This window comes from Streptomyces sp. NPDC049970 (assembly GCF_040660235.1).
Taxonomy (GTDB): Bacteria; Actinomycetota; Actinomycetes; order Streptomycetales; family Streptomycetaceae; genus Streptomyces.
On sequence record NZ_JBFALP010000004.1, the window covers coordinates 378,560 to 396,966 of the forward strand.

Consider the following 18,407-nt stretch of genomic DNA (forward strand, 5'->3'; position numbering starts at 1 on the left):
GACGGCCGGCCGGTCTGGTGCCACCCCGGCCGGCCCTCGGCAGCATGGCCGCGCTCACCGACCCGGCGCGGGCGGTCCCATGGGCGGCTGAATCCGGCCGCGGGCCACTCGAAGGCCCCGTGCTCGAACTGCTGCGTATCGAGCGGCCGGAGAGCTCGGCCGACGAATTTTTCTCCGCATTACCGGACCGTCTGGGCATCCGTCGCCCGTCCGGCCGAACCCCGGCGTGGTCTTCCCCGTCGACTGAGTGACGCTTTTCGGCCATCCGGCGCTGTACGCGGTAACAGGCAGCACGGCGCTCGTCACGGAGCGGCTGAGGCGGCCGAGACCGAGGGAGGGCGTCGATGACTCTGCTGGAGCAGATCGCTCGTGCCGATGAACGGGGTTTGGCGGCGAGTGGACTCGCCTGTCTGGACCGCTGTCTTCCACCGCCGGAGGACGGGGGCGATCCGGAACCACTGCGCCCGCTCTGGGCGAGCTGCGAGAGCGGTGCGCAATGGGCGGCCCGTCTCGACGCCGTGCACGCGGCGCTGGAACGTGCCGCCCCGGCCGGCGGGACCGCGGACGGCGACGGCACGGCCGCCCGGATCCGCGCACTGCTCGGCGCCGCGCCACGGGACTTCGCTGCCGGACCGCTGAGGGCCTGGGCGGACGCCTGCTCGCTCCTCGCTCTCGACGTCCACCGGGAGTTGGACTTCCCGGCGGACGGTGCGCAGGAGCTGGAGCTGTACCGGGCGGGCGGGGCCGCGGGCCACGGGCCGCTCGTCGCCCGCGAACTGCTCCGCCAGACCGAGATCCTGGAGACCCTCGCCGAGACAGACGGGACGGTGGGCGGCGCGACGGGCCTGCGCCGGGTCCTGGACCTGTCGGCCGAGGGGCGACGGGTGCTGCGCGCGGTGGCGTCGCGGCGTGCTCGCGCGCGGTCCGGGGACGTGTCCCCGGCGTGACGTCATGAGGGGAGGGGGACGACGACCGGGGCCGCCACCCCCCACAGGAGAGGCCCCGGCCGTCTTCCACAGGGCCGCAGGACGGCCCCGTACTCATCTCAGCGCCGTGGGTGCGTTTTCTGTCACACCGCGCTGCGTCAGGAGACAGTTGCGGGTTGTACAAGTCATGGACGGCGCACCGTCCGACCACGTAGCGTGCTGATTCGCGCAGGGACGCGCGGCAGTGGTGACCAGCTGCGATTCGGATCAGCAGGGCGGGTTGAGGGAGTGCTGGGGGACGACGCGGAGCTGACCGCCGCGGTGCTCGCGGCACAGGACGGGGACGAGGACGCCTTCCGGACTGTGTACCGCGCCGTGCACCCGCGGCTGCTGGGCTACATACGCACGCTGGTCGGTGAACCGGACGCCGAGGACGTGGCGTCCGAGTCATGGCTGCAGATAGCCCGTGACCTGGACCGGTTCAGCGGGGACGCCGACCGGTTCCGCGGTTGGGCGGCCCGGATAGCGCGCAACCGCTCACTCGACCACATCCGGATGCGGGGCAGGCGCCCCGCGATCAGTGGTGACGAGAGCGAACTGGCCGGTGAGGCGGCCGACTCCGACACGGCCGGCGAGGCGCTGGAGTCGCTGGGCACCGGACGCGCCATGTCCCTCATCGCGCAGCTGCCGCAGGACCAGGCCGAGGCGGTCGTGCTGCGCGTCGTGATGGGTCTCGACGCCAAGAGCGCGGCCGAGGCGCTGGGCAAGCGTCCCGGTGCGGTGCGTACCGCCGCCCACCGCGGTCTGAAGAGGCTCGCCGAGCTCGTCGGGGCGGGCCAGGGCACGGACGACGAGATTCCGGCGGCCAACGAACTGGGCGCCGTACCCGCGCAGCGCCCGGCCCGTCAGGAAGCGGCGGCGCCCGCCGGTGTGACGCATTCGCGTCCGTGGACGCAGAAGGACATGTGATGGCCGACGAGCAGCATGAGTGGCTTGACGCGGACGCGGCGGAGAAACTGCTCCGCGGCGAGCCCGTCGAGCCCGTCGACGATCACACCAGGACGGAGCTGGCGCGGCTGGAGGCCGCCCTGCGCGCGGTGCGTACCCCTGACCCGTCCGGCGGTGAACTCCCCGGTGAGGCGGCGGTGATGTCCGCCTTCCGCGAGGCGTCCGGGAGCCGGAAGCGGGCCGGAGCGGCCCGCACCGCCACGGCCGCCGGGACGCGGGACTCGCTGCACACCGTACGGATCGGGGCGGCGTCCGCCACGCCGCTCCGGCGTCCGCGCTGGACCCGTCCGGTGCGCCTCGGCCTGGCCGTCTCGCTCGCGGGGTGCGCGCTCGGCGGGGTGGCGGTCGCGGGGGGCGCGGGCATGCTCCCGGCGCCGTTCGGCGGCCACGGCTCACCGCTTCCGGCCTCGTCCGTCTCGGCTGCGGCGTCCCCCGAGGAGATGGGGGCCGAGGAGCCCGACGCGCCGCGGCCTTCGCCCCCGGCGTCCGGAGCACCCGAAGTGCCCAGCCCCCCGGCGGCTTCGGACGAGCCCGACGGCACGGACGAGGGGCCGGCCGGCGGCGAGGCGTCCGGTACGCCGGGCGGTGACGGTACGACCGGCCCGGAGGCCGGCGACCGGGACGGCGGTACCGGCCGCGACGGTACGACCGGCCCGGAGGCCCCCGGCGTACCCGGAGGTTCCGCGGCCGAGATGCTCGCGAAGTCCGTCCGGGCGTGCCGTGACTACCGCGCCGACGCCCTGAGCAAGGAGCAGGAGCGGCGGCTGCTCGAACTTGCGGACGGTGAACGCAATCTCGACCGCTTCTGCGACCGCGTCCTGGCGGCGGACGACCGTGACGGCGGCAGCGGCGGTAGGACCGACGAGAGCCAGGACGACGGCGCGGGCGACGGCGGGAACGCCGGAGGCCCTCTCCCCTCGATCAGCTTCCTCACGCGGGACGCCCAGGACGCGCAGGACGCCAAGGACCCGAAGAGCGCTCCCCAGGCCGGGGCCGGCCTGCGTCCCGCGGCGTCCCCGAGCTCGTCGCCGGCAGCCTCCACGCGTCGCTGACCTGCACGAACGCACCGGCTGTAACGTTCTTCGGCATCACGACGCAGTAGTGAGTGCCGACTGGTCATCGGCCGCGCAAAGAGCCGGGGTTCCCCCCGTACCTTCGGCTCAGCGCATCCGGCGCGGGCGGGACACGTTCCCCCGGTCCCGCCCGCGCCCCCGAACCTCGCGGCTACCAGTAGACGACGACCTTGTCGCCGTTCCTCACCTGGGCGAAGAGCGACGAGATCTTCCCCTCGTCCCGCACGTTCACGCATCCGTGCGACGCTCCGCCGTAGCCGCGGGCCGCGAAGTCCGGCGAGAAGTGCACCGCCTGGCCCCCGCTGAAGAACATCGCGTACGGCATGGGGGTGTCGTAGAGCGTGGACACGTGATGGCGGGACTTCCAGTAGACCGAGAAGGCGCCGTCCCGGGTGGGTGTGTACTGGGAGCCGAACCGTACGTCCATCGACGAGACGACCCGGCCGTCGATCATCCAGGACAGCGTGCGGCTGTTCTTGCTGACGCACAGGACCCGGCCCGTCATACAGCGTGGGTCGGGTGCGGCCACCGGCCTCTCGGTCGGCGGGCGCAGCTCCTTCGCGGTCGGTTTCCTCGTCGTCGCCAGCAGCCGCTGCCACGTCACGGTGTCGGTGGCGCCCGTGCGGGGCAGCCCCCGCCGGTCCTGGAAGGAACGCACCGACGCCGCGGTGACGGCCCCGTAGTAGCCCGTGGGGTTGCGGTCGAAGTGGCCGGTCAGGCGCAGCCTGGCCTGCAGTTCCCGTACCCGCTCGCTCCGGTCGCCGACGGACATCAGGGTCCGGGGGCGCGGCGACGGCCGGGGGCCCGGTGTGCCCGCCGAGGTCGCCGGCGGTGTCGTGCGGGACGGGCCGCCGCTCGGCTTGGCGTCGTCCGGGGCGGGTGCGCCGGTCCCGGGTGCGGCCCTCCCGGTCGCGGGCCCGTCGGGCGCCGTGGTCTCGATCCTGCAGCCCGCCGTCAGACCGGCCAGCGCGAGTACGCCGATGGCCGCCGCTGCGGAAGTGCGCGACGTACGCGCCCCGCCCGCCCGGCTGCCCGCCCGTGCACGTCCCATCATCGGCCCCCTGGCTCGCCCACGGACGTCCGCGTGGCGCGGACGTCTCGTGAGACGGATTCCCGCCCTGCCCGGTTGCCGAATCCTGCGCATGATGGGAGGGGCGCCCCCGGCCGGGACGTGCGCTGTGAGCAAGGTCCCGGTGGAGGGCTCCCGCAGGCCGCGGCACCGCCGCCGGAGTCGGCCGCGACGTTGCTGTCACCGAGAGACGGATCGAGTGATCAGCTTGAGTGGGAGGCACAGCGCATGACGCGTGAGTCCGAGTCGGGACTGCCCATCGAGCCGGTGTACGGGCCGGAGGCGCTCGACGGCTGGCGGGCCGAGGAGAAGCTGGGCGCCCCGGGGGAGTTCCCCTTCACCCGTGGTGTCCACCCCACCATGTACACGGGCCGGCCGTGGACGATGCGGCAGTACGCGGGGTTCGGTACCGCCACCGAGTCCAACGCCCGTTACAAGCAGCTGATCGCCGACGGCACGACGGGCCTGTCCGTCGCCTTCGACCTGCCCACCCAGATGGGACACGACTCGGACGCCCCCATCTCCTCCGGCGAGGTGGGCAAGGTCGGCGTCGCGATCGACTCGATCGACGACATGCGCGTCCTGTTCGGCGGGATCCCGCTGGGCGAGGTCTCCACGTCGATGACCATCAACGCCCCCGCCTCGATCCTCCTCCTGCTCTACCAACTGGTCGCCGAGGAGCAGGGGGTGCCCGCCGACCGGCTGACGGGGACCATCCAGAACGACGTGCTCAAGGAGTACATCGCCCGGGGCACGTACATCTTCCCGCCCAAGCCCTCGCTGCGGCTGATCGCCGACATCTTCAGGTACTGCCGGGCCGAGATCCCGAAGTGGAACACCATCTCGATCTCCGGCTACCACATGGCCGAGGCGGGTGCCTCGCCCGCGCAGGAGATCGCGTTCACGCTCGCGGACGGCATCGAGTACGTCCGTACCGCCGTCGCGGCCGGGATGGACGTCGACGACTTCGCCCCCCGGCTCTCCTTCTTCTTCGTCGCCCGTACGACGATCATCGAGGAGGTCGCCAAGTTCCGCGCCGCGCGACGGATCTGGGCGAAGGTGATGCGGGAGGAGTTCGGCGCGAAGAACCCCAAGTCCCTGATGCTGCGCTTCCACACCCAGACCGCGGGCGTCCAGCTCACCGCCCAGCAGCCCGAGGTCAATCTCGTGCGGGTCGCCGTACAGGGCCTGGGCGCGGTCCTCGGCGGCACACAGTCGCTGCACACCAACTCCTTCGACGAGGCGATCGCACTCCCCACCGACAAGTCCGCCCGCCTCGCGCTGCGCACCCAGCAGGTCCTGGCGTACGAGACGGACGTGACCGCCACGGTCGACCCGTTCGCCGGCAGTTACGTCGTGGAGAGGATGACCGACGACGTCGAGGCCGCGGCACTGGAACTGATGCTCAAGGTCGAGGACATGGGCGGCGCGGTCGAAGCCATCGAGCGCGGTTTCCAGAAGGGCGAGATCGAGCGCAGTGCCTACCGCATCGCCCAGGAGACGGACAGCGGTGAGCGGGTCGTCGTCGGCGTCAACCGCTTCCGGCTCGACGAGGAGGAGCCGTACGAGCCCCTCCGTGTCGACCCGGCGATCGAGGCCCAGCAGGCCGCCCGCCTGGCGGGGCTCCGGGCCGAGCGGGACCAGGGGGCGGTGGACGCGGCGCTCGCGGAACTGCGGAGGGCGGCGGAGGACGACGCGGGGGCGGCGAACGTGATGTACCCGATGAAGGACGCGCTCAGGGCCCGGGCCACGGTCGGCGAGGTGTGCGACGCGCTGCGGGAGGTCTGGGGCGCGTACGTGCCGACGGACGCGTTCTGAACGACCGGGCCGGCGGGCCACTCCGGGAACGCCCGGCCGGGGTCACCCCGAGGACGCCCAGAGTTCACCGTTCGTCGGGTCGTGCGACACCCTCCCCTTCACCTGTCTCACTAGCGTGGGCGGACCAAGATCGAAGGTGAGGGCCCGCGTGCCGAAACTGTCCGTTGTCGTTCCCTGCCACAACGTCGGCGCCTTCGTCGACACGACGCTGGGCAGTCTCGCCCGCAACACCGGCCCGGACATCGAGTTCCTGCTGGTCGACGACTGCTCCACGGACGACACACCGGCCGTCATCGACCGCTGGGCCGACAGACTCCCGCAGGCCGAGGTCATCCGCCACGAGAGCAACGTGGGCATCTCCGCGGCCCGCAACAGCGGCATCGACGCAGCCCGCGGCGACTTCGTCACCTTCCTGGACGGCGACGACTGGTACGCACCGGGGCACCTGGACCGGCTGCTGCACGCAGCCGCCGGGCTGGACTGCGACTTCGCCCGTACCGACCACGTACAGGTCACCGGCACCAGCCGTGTCGTACGCCGTGCGCCGGCCCGGTTGCGGGACACCGTGCTCGATCCCCGGGAGGGCATCGCCTCGCCCGGGTGGGAGACGATGGTCGACTACCCGTTCGTCTGGGCGGGCGTGTACCACCGGCGGCTCTTCGAGGACGGCGGCCACCGGTTCGCCACCCGGCTGCGTACCGCCGAGGACCGGCTGTGGATCTGGCAGCTGCACCTGCGGGCCCGTACCTGCGCGGCGCTGAACCTGTACGGCGTCTTCTACCGGCGCGGTGTCACCACCTCCCTGACGCAGATCCAGGACTCCCGCCAACTGGACTTCTTCCCCGCCTACGACACGCTGATCGACGAGATCGGCGGGGACCCGGACGCGGAGCTGCTGCTCCCCAAGGCGGTCCGCACCTACTGCGCGATGATCGCCTTCCACAACGAGAAGGCGGACGCGTACGAACCCGCGACGGCCCGCCGCCTGCGTGACGAGTCGGCCGCCGCGCTGCGCCGCATGCCGCAGCACGTGCTCGACGAGACCCTGACGACGATGGACACCAGGCGCAGCATCCTGCTCAACCGCCTGCGTGACAAGCAGAAGGCCGCCTGACCCATGCCCACGCGCACCCAGATCTTCCAGGTATCGACCCTCTACGGGGCTGCCACGCTCGCGGCGGCGCTGGACGCCGGCCAGTTCGGACCCGGCCGGGACAGCCACCGGATCCTGCTCGTCTCCAACAACGCGCCGGTCCCCGAGACCGCCCTCCGGCTGGAGGAGATGCGCGGCTACGGAGGCATCGCCGCCCGCTTCGACTCGGTCGTCGACTGGAACGACGCCATCAGCCCCCACCACCCGAGCGGCTGGGGTCCGCGCGCCGAGGAGACCGAGCTGTGGCAGCGCGCCTTCCGCCTCGCGTGGGGACTGGACGCCACCGGCCCGGTGGAACTCGCGGTCGAGTCCATCCAGGTCAACCCGGCCCGCGCGCTCGCCGCGATCTTCGCCGAGAGCGCCCTGCACGTCTACGCGGACGGGCTGATGAGCTACGGCCCCACCCGTAACAAGCTGCCCCGCTCCATCGCCTGCCGTGTCCAACGGGTGCTCCACCTCGACCTCGTACCCGGTCTCCGCCCGCTGCTCCTGGCCGAGTCCGGTGTGGAGCCCGAACTCGTGCCGAACGAGGCCTTCCGCGAGGTTCTCGATGAGATCGCCACGGCGGCGTCGGGTGACCGGCGGCTGGTGGCCGCCGCGACCGAGGCCCCCACCGCGGTGCTCCTCGGCCAGTACCTCGCGGCCTTGGACATCCTCACGGCCGAGGAGGAGGAGGACCTGCACGTCCGCATGCTCCGCGGCGTCGCACGGGCCGGCCACACCTCCGTGCTCTTCAAGCCCCACCCCACCGCACCGGCCCGCTACTCACGGGCGCTGGACGACGCCGCGGCCGCGCTGGGGGTGCGACTGACCACACCGGACGGTCCGTTGCTCGCCGAGACCCTCTACGAGCGGTGCGCGCCCACCCTCGTCGTCGGCTGCTTCTCGACCGCGATGTTCACCGCGGCCGTGTACTACGGCATCCCCGTCGCCCGCGTCGGCACCCGCCTGGTGCTGGACCGCATCACCCCCTACGAGAACAGCAACCGCGTCCCGCTGACCATCGTCGACCACCTGGTGCCCGACCTGGACGAGCAGGACGGCGAAACCGTGCCCGCGCTTCCGGCCACCGCACCGGCCACCCTCGCGCCCCTGGTCCGGACGGTCGGCTACTGCATGCAGGCCGGCCTCCACCCCGCGCTCCGTGCCGAGGCCGAGGCATGGCTGCGGGACCACCTCGACGGCGGTACGCGGCACTACTTCAAGCGCCGCCGCCTGGAGAAGCTCACCCTGCCCGGCGGCGGTGGCCCGCGCGGGGCGGCGATCCGGCTGCGCCGCACCGTACGGCGTACCCGCGGCAGCCTCGGCTTCTGACCCGGCCGCCGGGGGCACGCACCCCGGCGGCCGGTGGGCCGGACGTTCACGCCCCGGACCTCGCGGTCGAGGTGACTGTTCATCCGGCCGGAGTTCATCCCGCGCCCGAGCGTTCGTAGCCTGCGAGGAACCATGCCCTTCTCTGCCTCAGCCTCTGCCTCCCCCTCCCGGGCCCGCCCACCGGCCTCCGCCGCGCCGTCCACCCCCGAGCCGGGTCCTTCCCGCGAGCACCGGTACGACATCGATCTGATCCGGCTGCTCTGCTCCGTGGGCGTCATCCTGTGTCACACGGGCTCCGCGTTCGTGAACACCGCGGGCCGCGAGGCGTCGAACGGGCCCGGCACCTACTGGGCCGGCCTGGTGGCGGACTCGGCGGGGCGCTTCGCCGTACCGCTGTTCTTCGCGATCGCCGGATGGGTCGTCCTCGTCGGCGCCCCGGTCCGGGACGGCAGGCAGCTGTGGCGGCGGATCGTGCGGATCGTGGTGCCGCTCGCCGTCTGGACGGTGCTCTACGTGGCATGGGGCCGGCTGCGCGGCACCAACGACGGCCCGGCGGGTGAGCTGGTCCTCGACTCGCTTCTCGCCTCGGTCCGTCCGGCCTACCACCTCTGGTACCTGTACGCCTACATCCCCGTGATCATGCTCCTGGCCTTCGTCGTCCTGGTGAGGGCCGGCAAGCGACCCTGGGGCCTCGGGGCAGCGCTGCTCGTCCTCGGGGCAGCCCCCGGCCTGTCCGGCGACCTGGCCGGGGCCACCGGCCTGGAACTGCCCCGCTTCGGCTGGGGGTTCGGCCCGTACCAGCTGGTCTACGCCGTGCTGGGCGCCCTGCTCCTCGCGCTGCCCGGCAGCACGTCCGGCGGGCGGCGCCCGTTCTGGCTGCTCCCGGCGGCCGCGGCCCTGGCGGCGATCGTTGCCTACCAGCACGGGGTGCACTACGCGATCCCGTACGCGAGCGTCCTGGTCGCCCTGTTCAGCGGCGGCGTGCTGCTCGCACTGCACCGCCTGCACGTCCCGGAGCGCCTGCGCCCGGTCCTGGCCCGCCTCTCGGCGGCCTCGTTCGGCGCGTACATGATCCACGTCCTGGTGCTGGGCGTCCTCACCGACGCGCTGGTGGACGCCGACCTGAGCCTCCCGGCGGCCGCCGCGCTGGCCGTCGTCGTCACCGCTGCCACCACGGCGCTCTCCTTCGCGGCGGCCCTCCTCTGGACCCGCCTGGGCCTGACCCGCCTCCTGGGCTGAGGCGGGTCGGCCGGCCGCAACGGTGCGGAGGGTCAGCGTCGCCTCAGGGCGCGGGCGCGGCGGGCAAGCCGGCGGAGCGTGGCGTTCCTGCGGACGAACGCCAGCCGGGCCGGGACGACGCCGGGGAGTGCGAGCGTGCCCAGGCGGCGGCGCCTGAAGTAGCGCCAGGTCCGGGAGTCGAGATGGTCGGACAGATAGCGCTCGGCGGCCGGGCGGAGGTCGGGGCGGACACGCGGCTGCATGGCGAAGGCGACCGCCTCGACCAGACCGCCGAGCGCCTTCGCCACGGCGGCCCCGTCCGGCCGCGTCCCCTCGGCCGCGCCGGGCTCACCGAGGCCGGGCAGCAGGGCGTCGGTGATCGTCACCGGCATCCTGGCGGGGATCTCGTACGGGGTGAGGCGTTCCAGGAGCGTCCCGGTCCCGGTCCTGGCGACGGGCAGGCCGTAGAACGTCGCCGCGGTGAGCAGGGCGGTCGAGAAGGAGCCCACGACGAGCGCGGGGCGCAGCCGCTCGTGGAGCACCTCCGCCAGGACCGGGGCACCGGCCGGTCCCTGGCCGGCCACGGTCATCTCGACGCCCAGGCGCGCGGCCTCCGCCCGGAGCGCCCGGGTACGCGACGCGGGGGTGCCGGGGTGGGGCTGGAGCACGAGACGGGTGTGGCCGAGCGCGGCCGTGTCGCGGATCATCCGCAGCTGGAGATCCGCCTCCTCGGCGTCGGGAAGCGCCCCGGCCCCGGAGAGCAGCAGCAGTACGGCGCCCTCGGGAGCGGACACGTCGGGTGCGGCGTCCGCCAGTTCGCCCCAGACCTTCAGCAGGGCGGCGGCGGGCAGCGGGCGGAGGGCGACGCCGAACTCGCCCAGCAGCAGCGGCTTCAGGCCGGGGAGCAGGTCAGGGTGCAGGAGCTCCCGGACGCGGGTCCCGATCAGCGGGTCGAGTTTGCCGCCGGTCGGGCCGTACGCGTTCAAGCCGTCGGCGTACACCGTGATCGGCGAACCGGTGAAGACCTGGGCGACCGCCAGGGCGGGGGCCGAGTCCGGAGCGGGCAGCACCAGTTCGACCCCGTCGTCGCCCAGGGCCCAGAGGCGTCGCAGATGGCGTTCCCACAGGGGTACGTCGTCGGCGCGCGGGGTCCAGCCGCCCGGGTGCAGCGGGAAGACGGCGTCGTTCCACGAGAGGACCTCGTCGAACCGGTCGCGCAGCCGTCCGAAGCCGGGCGCCGAGTCCACCGGGGGAGCCGCCTCCGGGATCGCGGTGGACTCGGCGAGCAGGAGGACGCGGCGGCCGGCGGGTCCGAAGCAGCCGGCGTCGAGTGCGGCCGCGAGCACGGCCGTGCCGTGCACGGTCGTCGCGAGGAAGACCTGGGTGTTCACGCGGCAGCCGCCTCGCCGGTATTGGTGGCCCGGCGGCGCAGTCCGCGCAACAGGGCCGCCCGTTCGGGGTCCATGGATTCGAGGCACTCGTCCAGAAGCCTCCGAGGCATTCTTCCGAGTGCCGCAGCGCCGAGTGATTTCAGGGTGCGGGCGACCGGCGGTTCGAATTTCCCGACGGAACCGACGTGATGGGAAATGACGGCGCAATAGGTCCGCACCGCTTTCGGCAGCAGTTTCTCCGCGTCGCGGTCCGCCGCCGTCTCGGACAGGACCTGGTCGTACGCGCGAATGAAATCGAGTTGGCGTTCGTCGCCGATCCGGGTGAGGGAGGTGGGGACTCCCCGCCGGTAGAAATGGCCCAGTGTCCCCAGCACCGCGAACGACTCCGCCTCCCGGTGCAGCCGCCAGATCCAGGGCCGGTCCTCGGCGGTGCGGAGGCCGTCGGTGAAACGCAGCAGTCCACGGTCCAGCAGGTCGCGGTGGTAGAGCCCGGCCCACGCGAACGCGTAGTCCACCGAGGTGGTCCTGGTCGCGGGGAGGATCGCCGCCCTGGGGTCGCCCACCACGTCGCGCGGACCGTGCGGGACGCGGCGCACCGTGCGGGAGACGCCGTCGACCTGGACGTGGTCGGTGCGCACGAAGGAGCAGCCCAGCGCCTCGGTCCGGGCGAGGAGCTCCGTGTAGTGGCCGGGTGCGAGCCAGTCGTCGCCGTCCAGGAAGGCGATGTACTCCCCACGGGCCGCGTCCAGACCGGTGTTGCGGGCCGTGGCCAGCCCCTGGTTCCGCTCGTGCCGGCGGACGACCACCCCCTCGATGTCGTCCCGGGCCCGGCGCAGGAGTTCCGCCGTCCCGTCGGTCGAACAGTCGTCGACGAGGATGAACTCGAAGTCCTCGCGGGCGTTGGACCGCAGGCTCGCGAGTGTGTCTGAGGCGTATGCGCGCACGTTGTGGAACGGCACGACGACGGAGAGCTTGACCACCCGCGTCACGTTAGAGGCGGCCCCGGCATTCGCCTTGTCGCCCACGGGTACGCCAGGTGAACGAAGAAGGGCGATGGAGTGAACCGGTTTCCACGCGAGGCCCGTCGGCCGTGTTCGGGGGCCGAATACCCAATCGTCGACCGGCTGTTAACCATCTGTTGCCATCGCGTTGGGCCGCGGATCGGAATGGCTTCCTAGCTTTTACGACGTGCCCCATCGAACCGAAGAAACGGCCGCCCCGGCCGTCAGCCCAGCAGCCGGCAGCACGGCGCTCCGCATAGCCGTACTCGCCGACTCCGACACCCGGTGGAAATGGGGCGCGCTCACCGCGCGCCGCCTGTCCGGGGCCACGGAGTCCGGTGCGGCGCAGCGCCCCGTCGAGATCAGCGGGCTGCTGCTGCGCGGCCGGGCCACCCCGACACCCCGGCAACTCGCCGAAGTGGGCGAGGTCGGCGTCGACACCGGCCGGGTGCGCGAGGTGACGGCCGTCGAGTTCCTGCACACCGTGCGGGACGAGGCCTACGACGTCGTGGTGCTCGCCCTCGTCGGCGGCGCGGTGCAGGCGGCACTGCACGGCCTGGCCGCGCTGGACCTGCCCCGCAGGCCGGTCGTCGTCACGGGCTATGTCGGGGTCGTCTACGAGAAGCTCGCGGACGGGCTGCTGCTGCGCCACGGCGCGGACGTCGTGCTCGCCAACTCCCGCCACGACGCGGCGCGGTTCCGCGCGGTGTACGAGGGGGTCGGAGCCGACGCGTCGTCCGTCACCGAGGCGGCCCTGCCGTTCCTCGGCGGAGAGCCGTACCGGGCGCGGGAGGGCCGCGACACCGTCGTGTTCGCCGCCCAGCCCTCGGTGCCGGCGTCCCGCGCCGAGCGCACCTACCTGCTGCGCCGGCTCGTCGAGCACGCCCGGCTGCACCCCCACCGGGAAGTGCTGCTGAAGCTGCGCTCGAAGCCCGGCGAGCACACCACGCACATCGAGGAACTGCCCTACCAGCGCCTGGCGGAGCGGATTCCGGGCGGGCTCCCGCCCAACCTCCGCCTCGTCTACGGGCACATGGGCGAGGTCCTGGACCGCACCGACCTGCTGGTCACGGTGTCGTCGACCGCCGCCCTCGAATCCCTGCACCGGCGCATCCCGACGGCGGTCCTCTCCGACCTCGGTGTGCGCGAGGCGCTCGGCAACCACCACTTCGTCGGATCCGGACTGATCACGTCCTGGGACCACCTCGACGGAGGCCTGAGCCCCCGGCCCGACGAGGAGTGGCTGACCGGCCAGGGGGTCGCCGCCGACGGCTCCTACGAGGCCGCCTACGACACCGCCCGTGCCCGGGTCGGCACCCTGCTCGCGGCCGGCCCGCTTCCCCGCCTCACGCCCTACTACACCCCGGCCACCGCCCCCGGTTACCTCCCCGGCATCCTCGCCCGCCACCACCTCGGCCCCGACGGGCACCCGCTGCCGGGTGCCGTCGCGCCGAAGGGGACGGGACGGGTCCGGGGGGCGGTGCGCGAGACCGTACGCAACGCGGCGCGCGGCGCCTACCGCCACGGCGTCCAGCGGGTCGCCCCCGTGATCCGCCGGATGGGCGAGCTGTGACCACCGAACCAGGAGCCTCCATGACCCCGCCCCCGACCGTGCTCGCCGTCATCCCCGCCCGTGGCGGATCCAAGGGCGTGCCGGCCAAGAACCTCGCCCGGGTGGGCGGCGTACCGCTCGTCGCCAGGGCCGTCCGCGCCTGCCTCGCCTCGCCCGAGGTCACGGACGTCGTCGTCACCACCGACGACCCGGCCGTCGCCGACGCGGCCCGGTCCGCGGCCGATGCGCTGGGGGAGCCGGGCCGGCTGCACTGCGTACAGCGCCCCGCCGCCATCGCCGGGGACAAGGCGACCAGCGAGGACGCGGTCCTGCACGCCCTGCACGCCTACGAGGCGACGGCACACGGCCGGAAGGCCGACGTGGTGCTCCTCGTCCAGTGCACGAGCCCCTTCGTCACACGCGAGGACATCGACGGCGTCGCCGCCGCGGTCGCCCGCGACGGAGCCGACACCGCCGTCACCGTGGCCCCCTTCCACGGCTTCGTGTGGCGCGACGGCGGCGCGGGCGAGGACGGCCCCCACGGCGTCAACCACGACAAGGCCGTACGCCCCCGCCGCCAGGACCGGCCCCAGGACCACCTGGAGACCGGCGCGGCGTACGCCATGGACGTCGAGGGCTTCCGTACCCACCGCCACCGCTTCTTCGGCCGCACGGCGCTCGTGCACACCGACCCCGCCCGGGTCCTGGAGATCGACGACCCGCACGACCTGGCCCGCGCCCGCGCCCTCGCGCCGGTCCTGGACCCCTCGCCGCTGCCCACCCGGGCGGACATCGACGCAGTCGTCCTCGACTTCGACGGCACGCAGACCGACGACCGCGTCCTCATCGACTCGGACGGCCGCGAGACCGTCGCCGTGCACCGCGGTGACGGCCTCGGCATCGCGGCCCTGCGACGGGCCGGCGTACCGCTGCTGATCCTCTCCACGGAGCAGAACCCGGTCGTCGCCGCCCGCGCCCGCAAACTCCAGGTCCCCGTCCTGCACGGCATCGACCGCAAGGACCTGGCACTCAAGCAGTGGTGCGAGGAGCAGTCCATCGCTCCTGACCGCGTGCTCTACGTCGGCAACGACGTCAACGACCTGGCCTGCTTCGGCCTGGCGGGCTGGCCCGTCGCCGTCGCGAGCGCCCACGACCCGGTGCGCGCCGCCGCGCGTGCCGTGACCACCAACCCCGGTGGTTCCGGGGCCATCCGCGAGATCGCGGCCTGGCTCCTCGGCCCCACCCTCACGACCGACTCCCCCGACACCCCCACCCGGTAAGGAAGCACCACCATGACGAGCACCTCCCGCCTGCGCACCTTCGGCACCCGCACCGCCGGACCCGGCCACCCCGTCTACGTCACGGGTGAGATCGGCATCAACCACAACGGCGACCTCGACAACGCCCTCGCGCTCATCGACGTGGCGGCCGAAGCGGGCTGCGACGCCGTCAAGTTCCAGAAGCGCACCCCCGAGATCTGCACCCCGCGCGACCAGTGGGACATCGAGCGCGACACCCCCTGGGGCCGGATGACCTACATCGACTACCGCCACCGCGTCGAGTTCGGCGAGGCCGAGTACACCGCCATCGCCGAGCACTGCGCCGAGCGCGGCATCGACTGGTTCGCCTCCCCGTGGGACACCGAGGCCGTCGCCTTCCTGGAGAAGTTCGACGTCCCCGCGCACAAGGTCGCCTCCGCCTCCCTGACCGACGACGAGCTCCTGCGCGCCCTGCGCGGCACCGGCCGCACGGTCATCCTCTCCACCGGCATGTCGACGCCCAAGCAGATCCGTCACGCCGTCGAGGTCCTGGGCAGCGACAACATCCTGCTCTGCCACGCCACTTCGACGTACCCGGCGAAGGCCGAGGAGCTCAACCTGCGGGTCATCAACACCCTGCAGCAGGAGTTCCCGAACGTGCCGATCGGCTACAGCGGCCACGAGACCGGCCTCCAGACGACCCTCGCCGCCGTCGCGCTCGGCGCCGCGTTCGTCGAGCGCCACATCACCCTGGACCGCGCGATGTGGGGCTCCGACCAGGCCGCCTCCGTCGAGCCGCAGGGCCTCACGCGCCTGGTCCGCGACATCCGCACCATCGAGGCGTCCCTCGGTGACGGCGTCAAGAAGGTGTACGAGTCGGAGCTCGGCCCGATGAAGAAGCTCCGCCGGGTCGCGGGCGTCGTCGCCGAGAGCGAGAACGAGAACGCGCCGGCCGCCGAGCCGGTCGCGGTCTGACGGGCCGACCGGTGAACCTCGCCTTCGTCGAGAGCCCGGTCCAGCTCCTGAACGTCCTGGAGTGGACCCACGCCCGGGGAGGACCCGACACCACGGTCGTCGTCCTCCCCCCGGTCGACCCGATGTCGCGCGGACAGCTGCGCAGGATGGCGGAGCTGGCCCGCGACGAGGGCATGACCGTCCGCTGGCAGGAGGCGCGCGGGGAGGCCGGCGCGCCCCTGAAGGCCTTGCGGGCGCTGACCGGCCTGATCCGCAGGGCCGACCGCATCGTCATCGGGGACCCGTTCTCCCGGTACGTGCAACTGCTCCTCGGCCTGGTCCGCGCCCGCCGGATCACGGTGGTCGACGACGGCACGGCCACCATGGAGTTCGTCGCCCAGCTGGCGCGCGGCGAGCGTCTGGTGCGCTGGCACCGGCGGGGGAGCGGAGGGCCGCGCGAGCTGCTCCTCGCCCCTGTCACCTCTGCCGCCCGCCGCAGCTTCACCCCGTCGGCGTCCCGCACGGTCGAGGTGTTCACCGCCATGCCCGTGGAGGCGCCCGGCGGTATCGAGGTCACGGCGAACACCTTCGCCTGGACCAGGGAGCGGTTCGGCCCGCCCCTCATCACCAAGGGCGCCGACCTGGTCGGCACCTCCCTGGTGGAGACGGGCGTCGTGGACCCGGTGCCGTACCAGGAGGCGGTCGCCACCCTGGCCCGTGCCCACGGCGCGACCCGCTACTTCGCCCACCGGCGCGAGTCCGCGGACAAGCTCCACGCCCTGGAGGCCGCCACCGGACTGGAGATCGTCCGCCCGGACCTTCCCCTGGAACTCATCGCCCGCCGGGGCCCCATCGGCCACACGGTCCTGAGCTTCCCGTCCACGGTGGTGCACACCCTGCCGCTGGCCCTGGCCGGCACCGGCGTGAAGGTCGCGGTGTGCGACATAGCGCCCGAGTGGCTGCGCGACACGGCCTCCCCGCGCGCGCAGGGCTTCCTGAGCGGGGTCACGGCGACGGCCCGGGACGTGCAGCGGCTGGCGCCCTGGCGGGTGACGGCGGTCGCGGAGGGATAGAGGACGAGGGCCGGGCGGAGGTGGCGTATTTTGACCGGCACCGGTCCGTCCGCCGGCGGACGGACCCGAGCGGCACCGGCGACCGCCACCGGGCGGGAGCCTGCGGTGACCCGCGCCGCGCCTCTCGGCTCGCGCTCCACTCGTACGACAGTGGAAAAGCGGGCGAGTTTACCCATCACGCGAGTCCGTCACACCCCGCAACGCCTCTTTTGTTCCCCTGAGCGGCTGAACTTTTGGTGATCTCCAGCCAGTTGAGGGCCCGGGGGGCCTACCCTTGACTGGGTGAACCAGTTGAAGACCCGCGTGCCCCACGCCCAAGGCCAGCTGCCAGGGGGAGCCGTCCTGCCCGGCTCCCTGTCCGACGAGCTGCGTGCCGAGCTGATCGCCTTCCGGCGTGACCTCCACATGCACCCCGAGCTCGGCAACCAGGAGTTCCGCACCACGGCCGCCGTCAAGGCGCGGCTGGAGCGGGCCGGGCTGGAGCCCAGGGTGCTCGCGATGGGCACCGGGCTCGTCTGCGACGTGGGCGAGTGGGACGGCGTGACGCCGATGCTGGCACTGCGCGGGGACATCGACGCGCTGCCGATCCCGGACACCAAGGCCGGCGTCCCCTACCGGTCCACGGTGCCCGACCGGGCGCACGCCTGCGGGCACGACGTGCACACCACGACCGTGCTCGGCGCCGGGCTCGTGCTCACCGCCCTCGACCGGCAGGGGCTGCTGCCGCACCCCGTGCGGCTGATCTTCCAGCCCGCCGAGGAGGTGCTGCCCGGCGGTGCGGCGGACGCGATCGAGGCCGGCGTGCTCGACGGTGTGGGGCGCATCATCGGGGTGCACTGCGACCCGAAGGTGGACGTGGGGAAGATCGGCCTGCGGATCGGGGCGATCACCTCCGCGTGCGACCGTCTGGAGATCACCCTCGACGGCCCCGGCGGGCACACCGCCCGGCCGCACCTGACCACCGACCTCGTCACCGCCGTGGCCCGGGTGGCCACCGACGTCCCCGCGCTGCTCGCCCGGCGGGTCGATGCCAGGGCCGGGCTCGCCGTCACCTGGGGCCGTCTGGAGACGGGGCACGCGCCCAACGTCATCCCGCAACACGCAGAGCTGTCCGGCACCGTGCGCTGCCTGGACCTGGACACCTGGCGGCAGGTGCCCGACATGGTGCACGCGGCGGTCGACGAGGTGGCCGGAATGCACCGGGCCAAGACGGTGATCGACTACATCCGCGGCGTCCCGCCGGTGGTGAACGACGCGGAGTCCATCGGCCTCCTCGACGCCGCGATGACGGTCCGCCGCGGATCGTATGCGATCGAGGACACCGAACAGAGCCTGGGCGGAGAGGACTTCTCCTGGTACCTGGAACGGGTCCCGGGGGCCATGGCCAGGCTCGGTGTGCGCACCCCGGGGGACACCAGGGGCCTGGACCTGCACCGCGGTAACTTCGACGTGGACGAGGAGGCGATCACCGTAGGGGTGGAGCTGTTCACCGCCGCCGCGTTGCTGGACCGCAACGGCTCGTAACCGGACAGGACACCTCCTGTTCGCGACGATCCGATAACAGCTTCCGTACAGGTCCTTATCTGACATCTACGCGC

At 73.1% G+C, this 18,407-nt stretch carries 15 protein-coding genes; 12 read left to right on the top strand and 3 right to left on the bottom strand.

Annotated features, from left to right (window positions below; translation table 11 throughout):
- The first annotated feature begins 344 nt into the window (after positions 1-344).
- From AB0I83_RS10460 to AB0I83_RS10470, 3 genes are all read left to right on the top strand, one after another.
- Entirely contained in the window at positions 345-947 is a 603-nt protein-coding gene (locus tag AB0I83_RS10460) for a hypothetical protein (protein ID WP_356536321.1), read from the top strand.
- A 267-nt stretch (positions 948-1,214) separates the two neighbouring features.
- Positions 1,215-1,895, top strand: coding sequence for an RNA polymerase sigma factor (locus tag AB0I83_RS10465; RefSeq protein WP_363304301.1), 681 nt, complete (start codon positions 1,215-1,217; stop codon positions 1,893-1,895).
- Positions 1,895-2,986 carry a hypothetical protein gene (locus tag AB0I83_RS10470; RefSeq protein ID WP_363304302.1) on the top strand — a complete coding sequence of 364 codons (1,092 nt, stop codon included), beginning with the start codon at positions 1,895-1,897 and terminating at the stop codon, positions 2,984-2,986. The genes AB0I83_RS10465 and AB0I83_RS10470 overlap by 1 nt, the downstream gene beginning before the upstream one ends.
- Positions 2,987-3,158: 172 nt before the next feature.
- Here the strand turns inward: AB0I83_RS10470 and AB0I83_RS10475 are convergent, their stop codons facing one another.
- Positions 3,159-4,058 (bottom strand): L,D-transpeptidase family protein, encoded by a 900-nt coding sequence (locus AB0I83_RS10475; protein ID WP_363304396.1) that lies wholly within the window; start codon positions 4,056-4,058, stop codon positions 3,159-3,161.
- Between the two features lie 246 nt (positions 4,059-4,304).
- On the opposite strand from AB0I83_RS10475, the gene AB0I83_RS10480 reads away from it, so the two are divergent.
- The 4 genes from AB0I83_RS10480 (at position 4,305) to AB0I83_RS10495 (ending at position 9,600) form a co-directional block, all read left to right on the top strand.
- Complete coding sequence (locus AB0I83_RS10480) at positions 4,305-5,894, top strand: methylmalonyl-CoA mutase family protein (RefSeq protein WP_363304303.1); 1,590 nt, start codon at positions 4,305-4,307, stop codon at positions 5,892-5,894.
- A gap of 148 nt (positions 5,895-6,042) precedes the next feature.
- Complete coding sequence (locus AB0I83_RS10485) at positions 6,043-7,008, top strand: glycosyltransferase family 2 protein (RefSeq protein WP_356536317.1); 966 nt, start codon at positions 6,043-6,045, stop codon at positions 7,006-7,008.
- A gap of 3 nt (positions 7,009-7,011) precedes the next feature.
- Positions 7,012-8,361: a polysialyltransferase family glycosyltransferase gene (locus AB0I83_RS10490; RefSeq protein ID WP_363304304.1), complete on the top strand. Its 1,350-nt coding sequence runs from the start codon at positions 7,012-7,014 to the stop codon at positions 8,359-8,361.
- A gap of 132 nt (positions 8,362-8,493) precedes the next feature.
- Positions 8,494-9,600, top strand: a complete 1,107-nt coding sequence (locus tag AB0I83_RS10495) for an acyltransferase (RefSeq protein ID WP_363304306.1) — start codon at positions 8,494-8,496, stop codon at positions 9,598-9,600.
- A gap of 32 nt (positions 9,601-9,632) precedes the next feature.
- On the opposite strand, the gene AB0I83_RS10500 is transcribed toward AB0I83_RS10495, so the two are convergent.
- Both AB0I83_RS10500 and AB0I83_RS10505 read right to left on the bottom strand, forming a co-directional pair.
- Positions 9,633-10,970, bottom strand: a complete 1,338-nt coding sequence (locus tag AB0I83_RS10500; RefSeq protein ID WP_363304307.1) for a polysialyltransferase family glycosyltransferase — start codon at positions 10,968-10,970, stop codon at positions 9,633-9,635.
- On the bottom strand, positions 10,967-11,950 hold the full coding sequence (locus AB0I83_RS10505; RefSeq protein ID WP_363304308.1) for a glycosyltransferase family 2 protein: 984 nt from the start codon (positions 11,948-11,950) through the stop codon (positions 10,967-10,969). Before AB0I83_RS10505 ends, AB0I83_RS10500 begins: the two co-directional genes overlap by 4 nt.
- A 208-nt stretch (positions 11,951-12,158) precedes the next feature.
- Between AB0I83_RS10505 and AB0I83_RS10510 the strand changes: the two genes are divergently transcribed.
- From AB0I83_RS10510 to AB0I83_RS10530, 5 genes are all read left to right on the top strand, one after another.
- Positions 12,159-13,544 (top strand): DUF6716 putative glycosyltransferase, encoded by a 1,386-nt coding sequence (locus tag AB0I83_RS10510; RefSeq protein WP_363304309.1) that lies wholly within the window; start codon positions 12,159-12,161, stop codon positions 13,542-13,544.
- 20 nt (positions 13,545-13,564) lie between these two features.
- The gene (locus AB0I83_RS10515; protein ID WP_356536311.1) at positions 13,565-14,803 is read left to right on the top strand and encodes an acylneuraminate cytidylyltransferase; all 1,239 of its coding nucleotides are present in this window, start codon (positions 13,565-13,567) and stop codon (positions 14,801-14,803) included.
- A gap of 12 nt (positions 14,804-14,815) precedes the next feature.
- Positions 14,816-15,757 carry an N-acetylneuraminate synthase family protein gene (locus tag AB0I83_RS10520; RefSeq protein WP_363304310.1) on the top strand — a complete coding sequence of 314 codons (942 nt, stop codon included), beginning with the start codon at positions 14,816-14,818 and terminating at the stop codon, positions 15,755-15,757.
- 11 nt (positions 15,758-15,768) lie between these two features.
- Complete coding sequence (locus tag AB0I83_RS10525; protein WP_363304311.1) at positions 15,769-16,809, top strand: hypothetical protein; 1,041 nt, start codon at positions 15,769-15,771, stop codon at positions 16,807-16,809.
- A 291-nt stretch (positions 16,810-17,100) separates the two neighbouring features.
- Entirely contained in the window at positions 17,101-18,333 is a 1,233-nt protein-coding gene (locus tag AB0I83_RS10530; RefSeq protein ID WP_363304397.1) for an amidohydrolase, read from the top strand.
- Positions 18,334-18,407 lie beyond the last annotated feature (74 nt).

What these genes read in the sequence shown, in the direction of transcription:
- AB0I83_RS10475 (WP_363304396.1), bottom strand. Translation starts at nt 4,058, where the DNA reads ATGGGACGTGCACGGGCGGGCAGCCGGGCGGGCGGGGCGCGTACGTCG.
- AB0I83_RS10480 (WP_363304303.1), top strand. Translation starts at nt 4,305, where the DNA reads ATGACGCGTGAGTCCGAGTCGGGACTGCCCATCGAGCCGGTGTACGGG.
- AB0I83_RS10490 (WP_363304304.1), top strand. Translation starts at nt 7,012, where the DNA reads ATGCCCACGCGCACCCAGATCTTCCAGGTATCGACCCTCTACGGGGCT.
- AB0I83_RS10460 (WP_356536321.1), top strand. Translation starts at nt 345, where the DNA reads ATGACTCTGCTGGAGCAGATCGCTCGTGCCGATGAACGGGGTTTGGCG.
- AB0I83_RS10520 (WP_363304310.1), top strand. Translation starts at nt 14,816, where the DNA reads ATGACGAGCACCTCCCGCCTGCGCACCTTCGGCACCCGCACCGCCGGA.
- AB0I83_RS10495 (WP_363304306.1), top strand. Translation starts at nt 8,494, where the DNA reads ATGCCCTTCTCTGCCTCAGCCTCTGCCTCCCCCTCCCGGGCCCGCCCA.
- AB0I83_RS10515 (WP_356536311.1), top strand. Translation starts at nt 13,565, where the DNA reads ATGACCCCGCCCCCGACCGTGCTCGCCGTCATCCCCGCCCGTGGCGGA.
- AB0I83_RS10470 (WP_363304302.1), top strand. Translation starts at nt 1,895, where the DNA reads ATGGCCGACGAGCAGCATGAGTGGCTTGACGCGGACGCGGCGGAGAAA.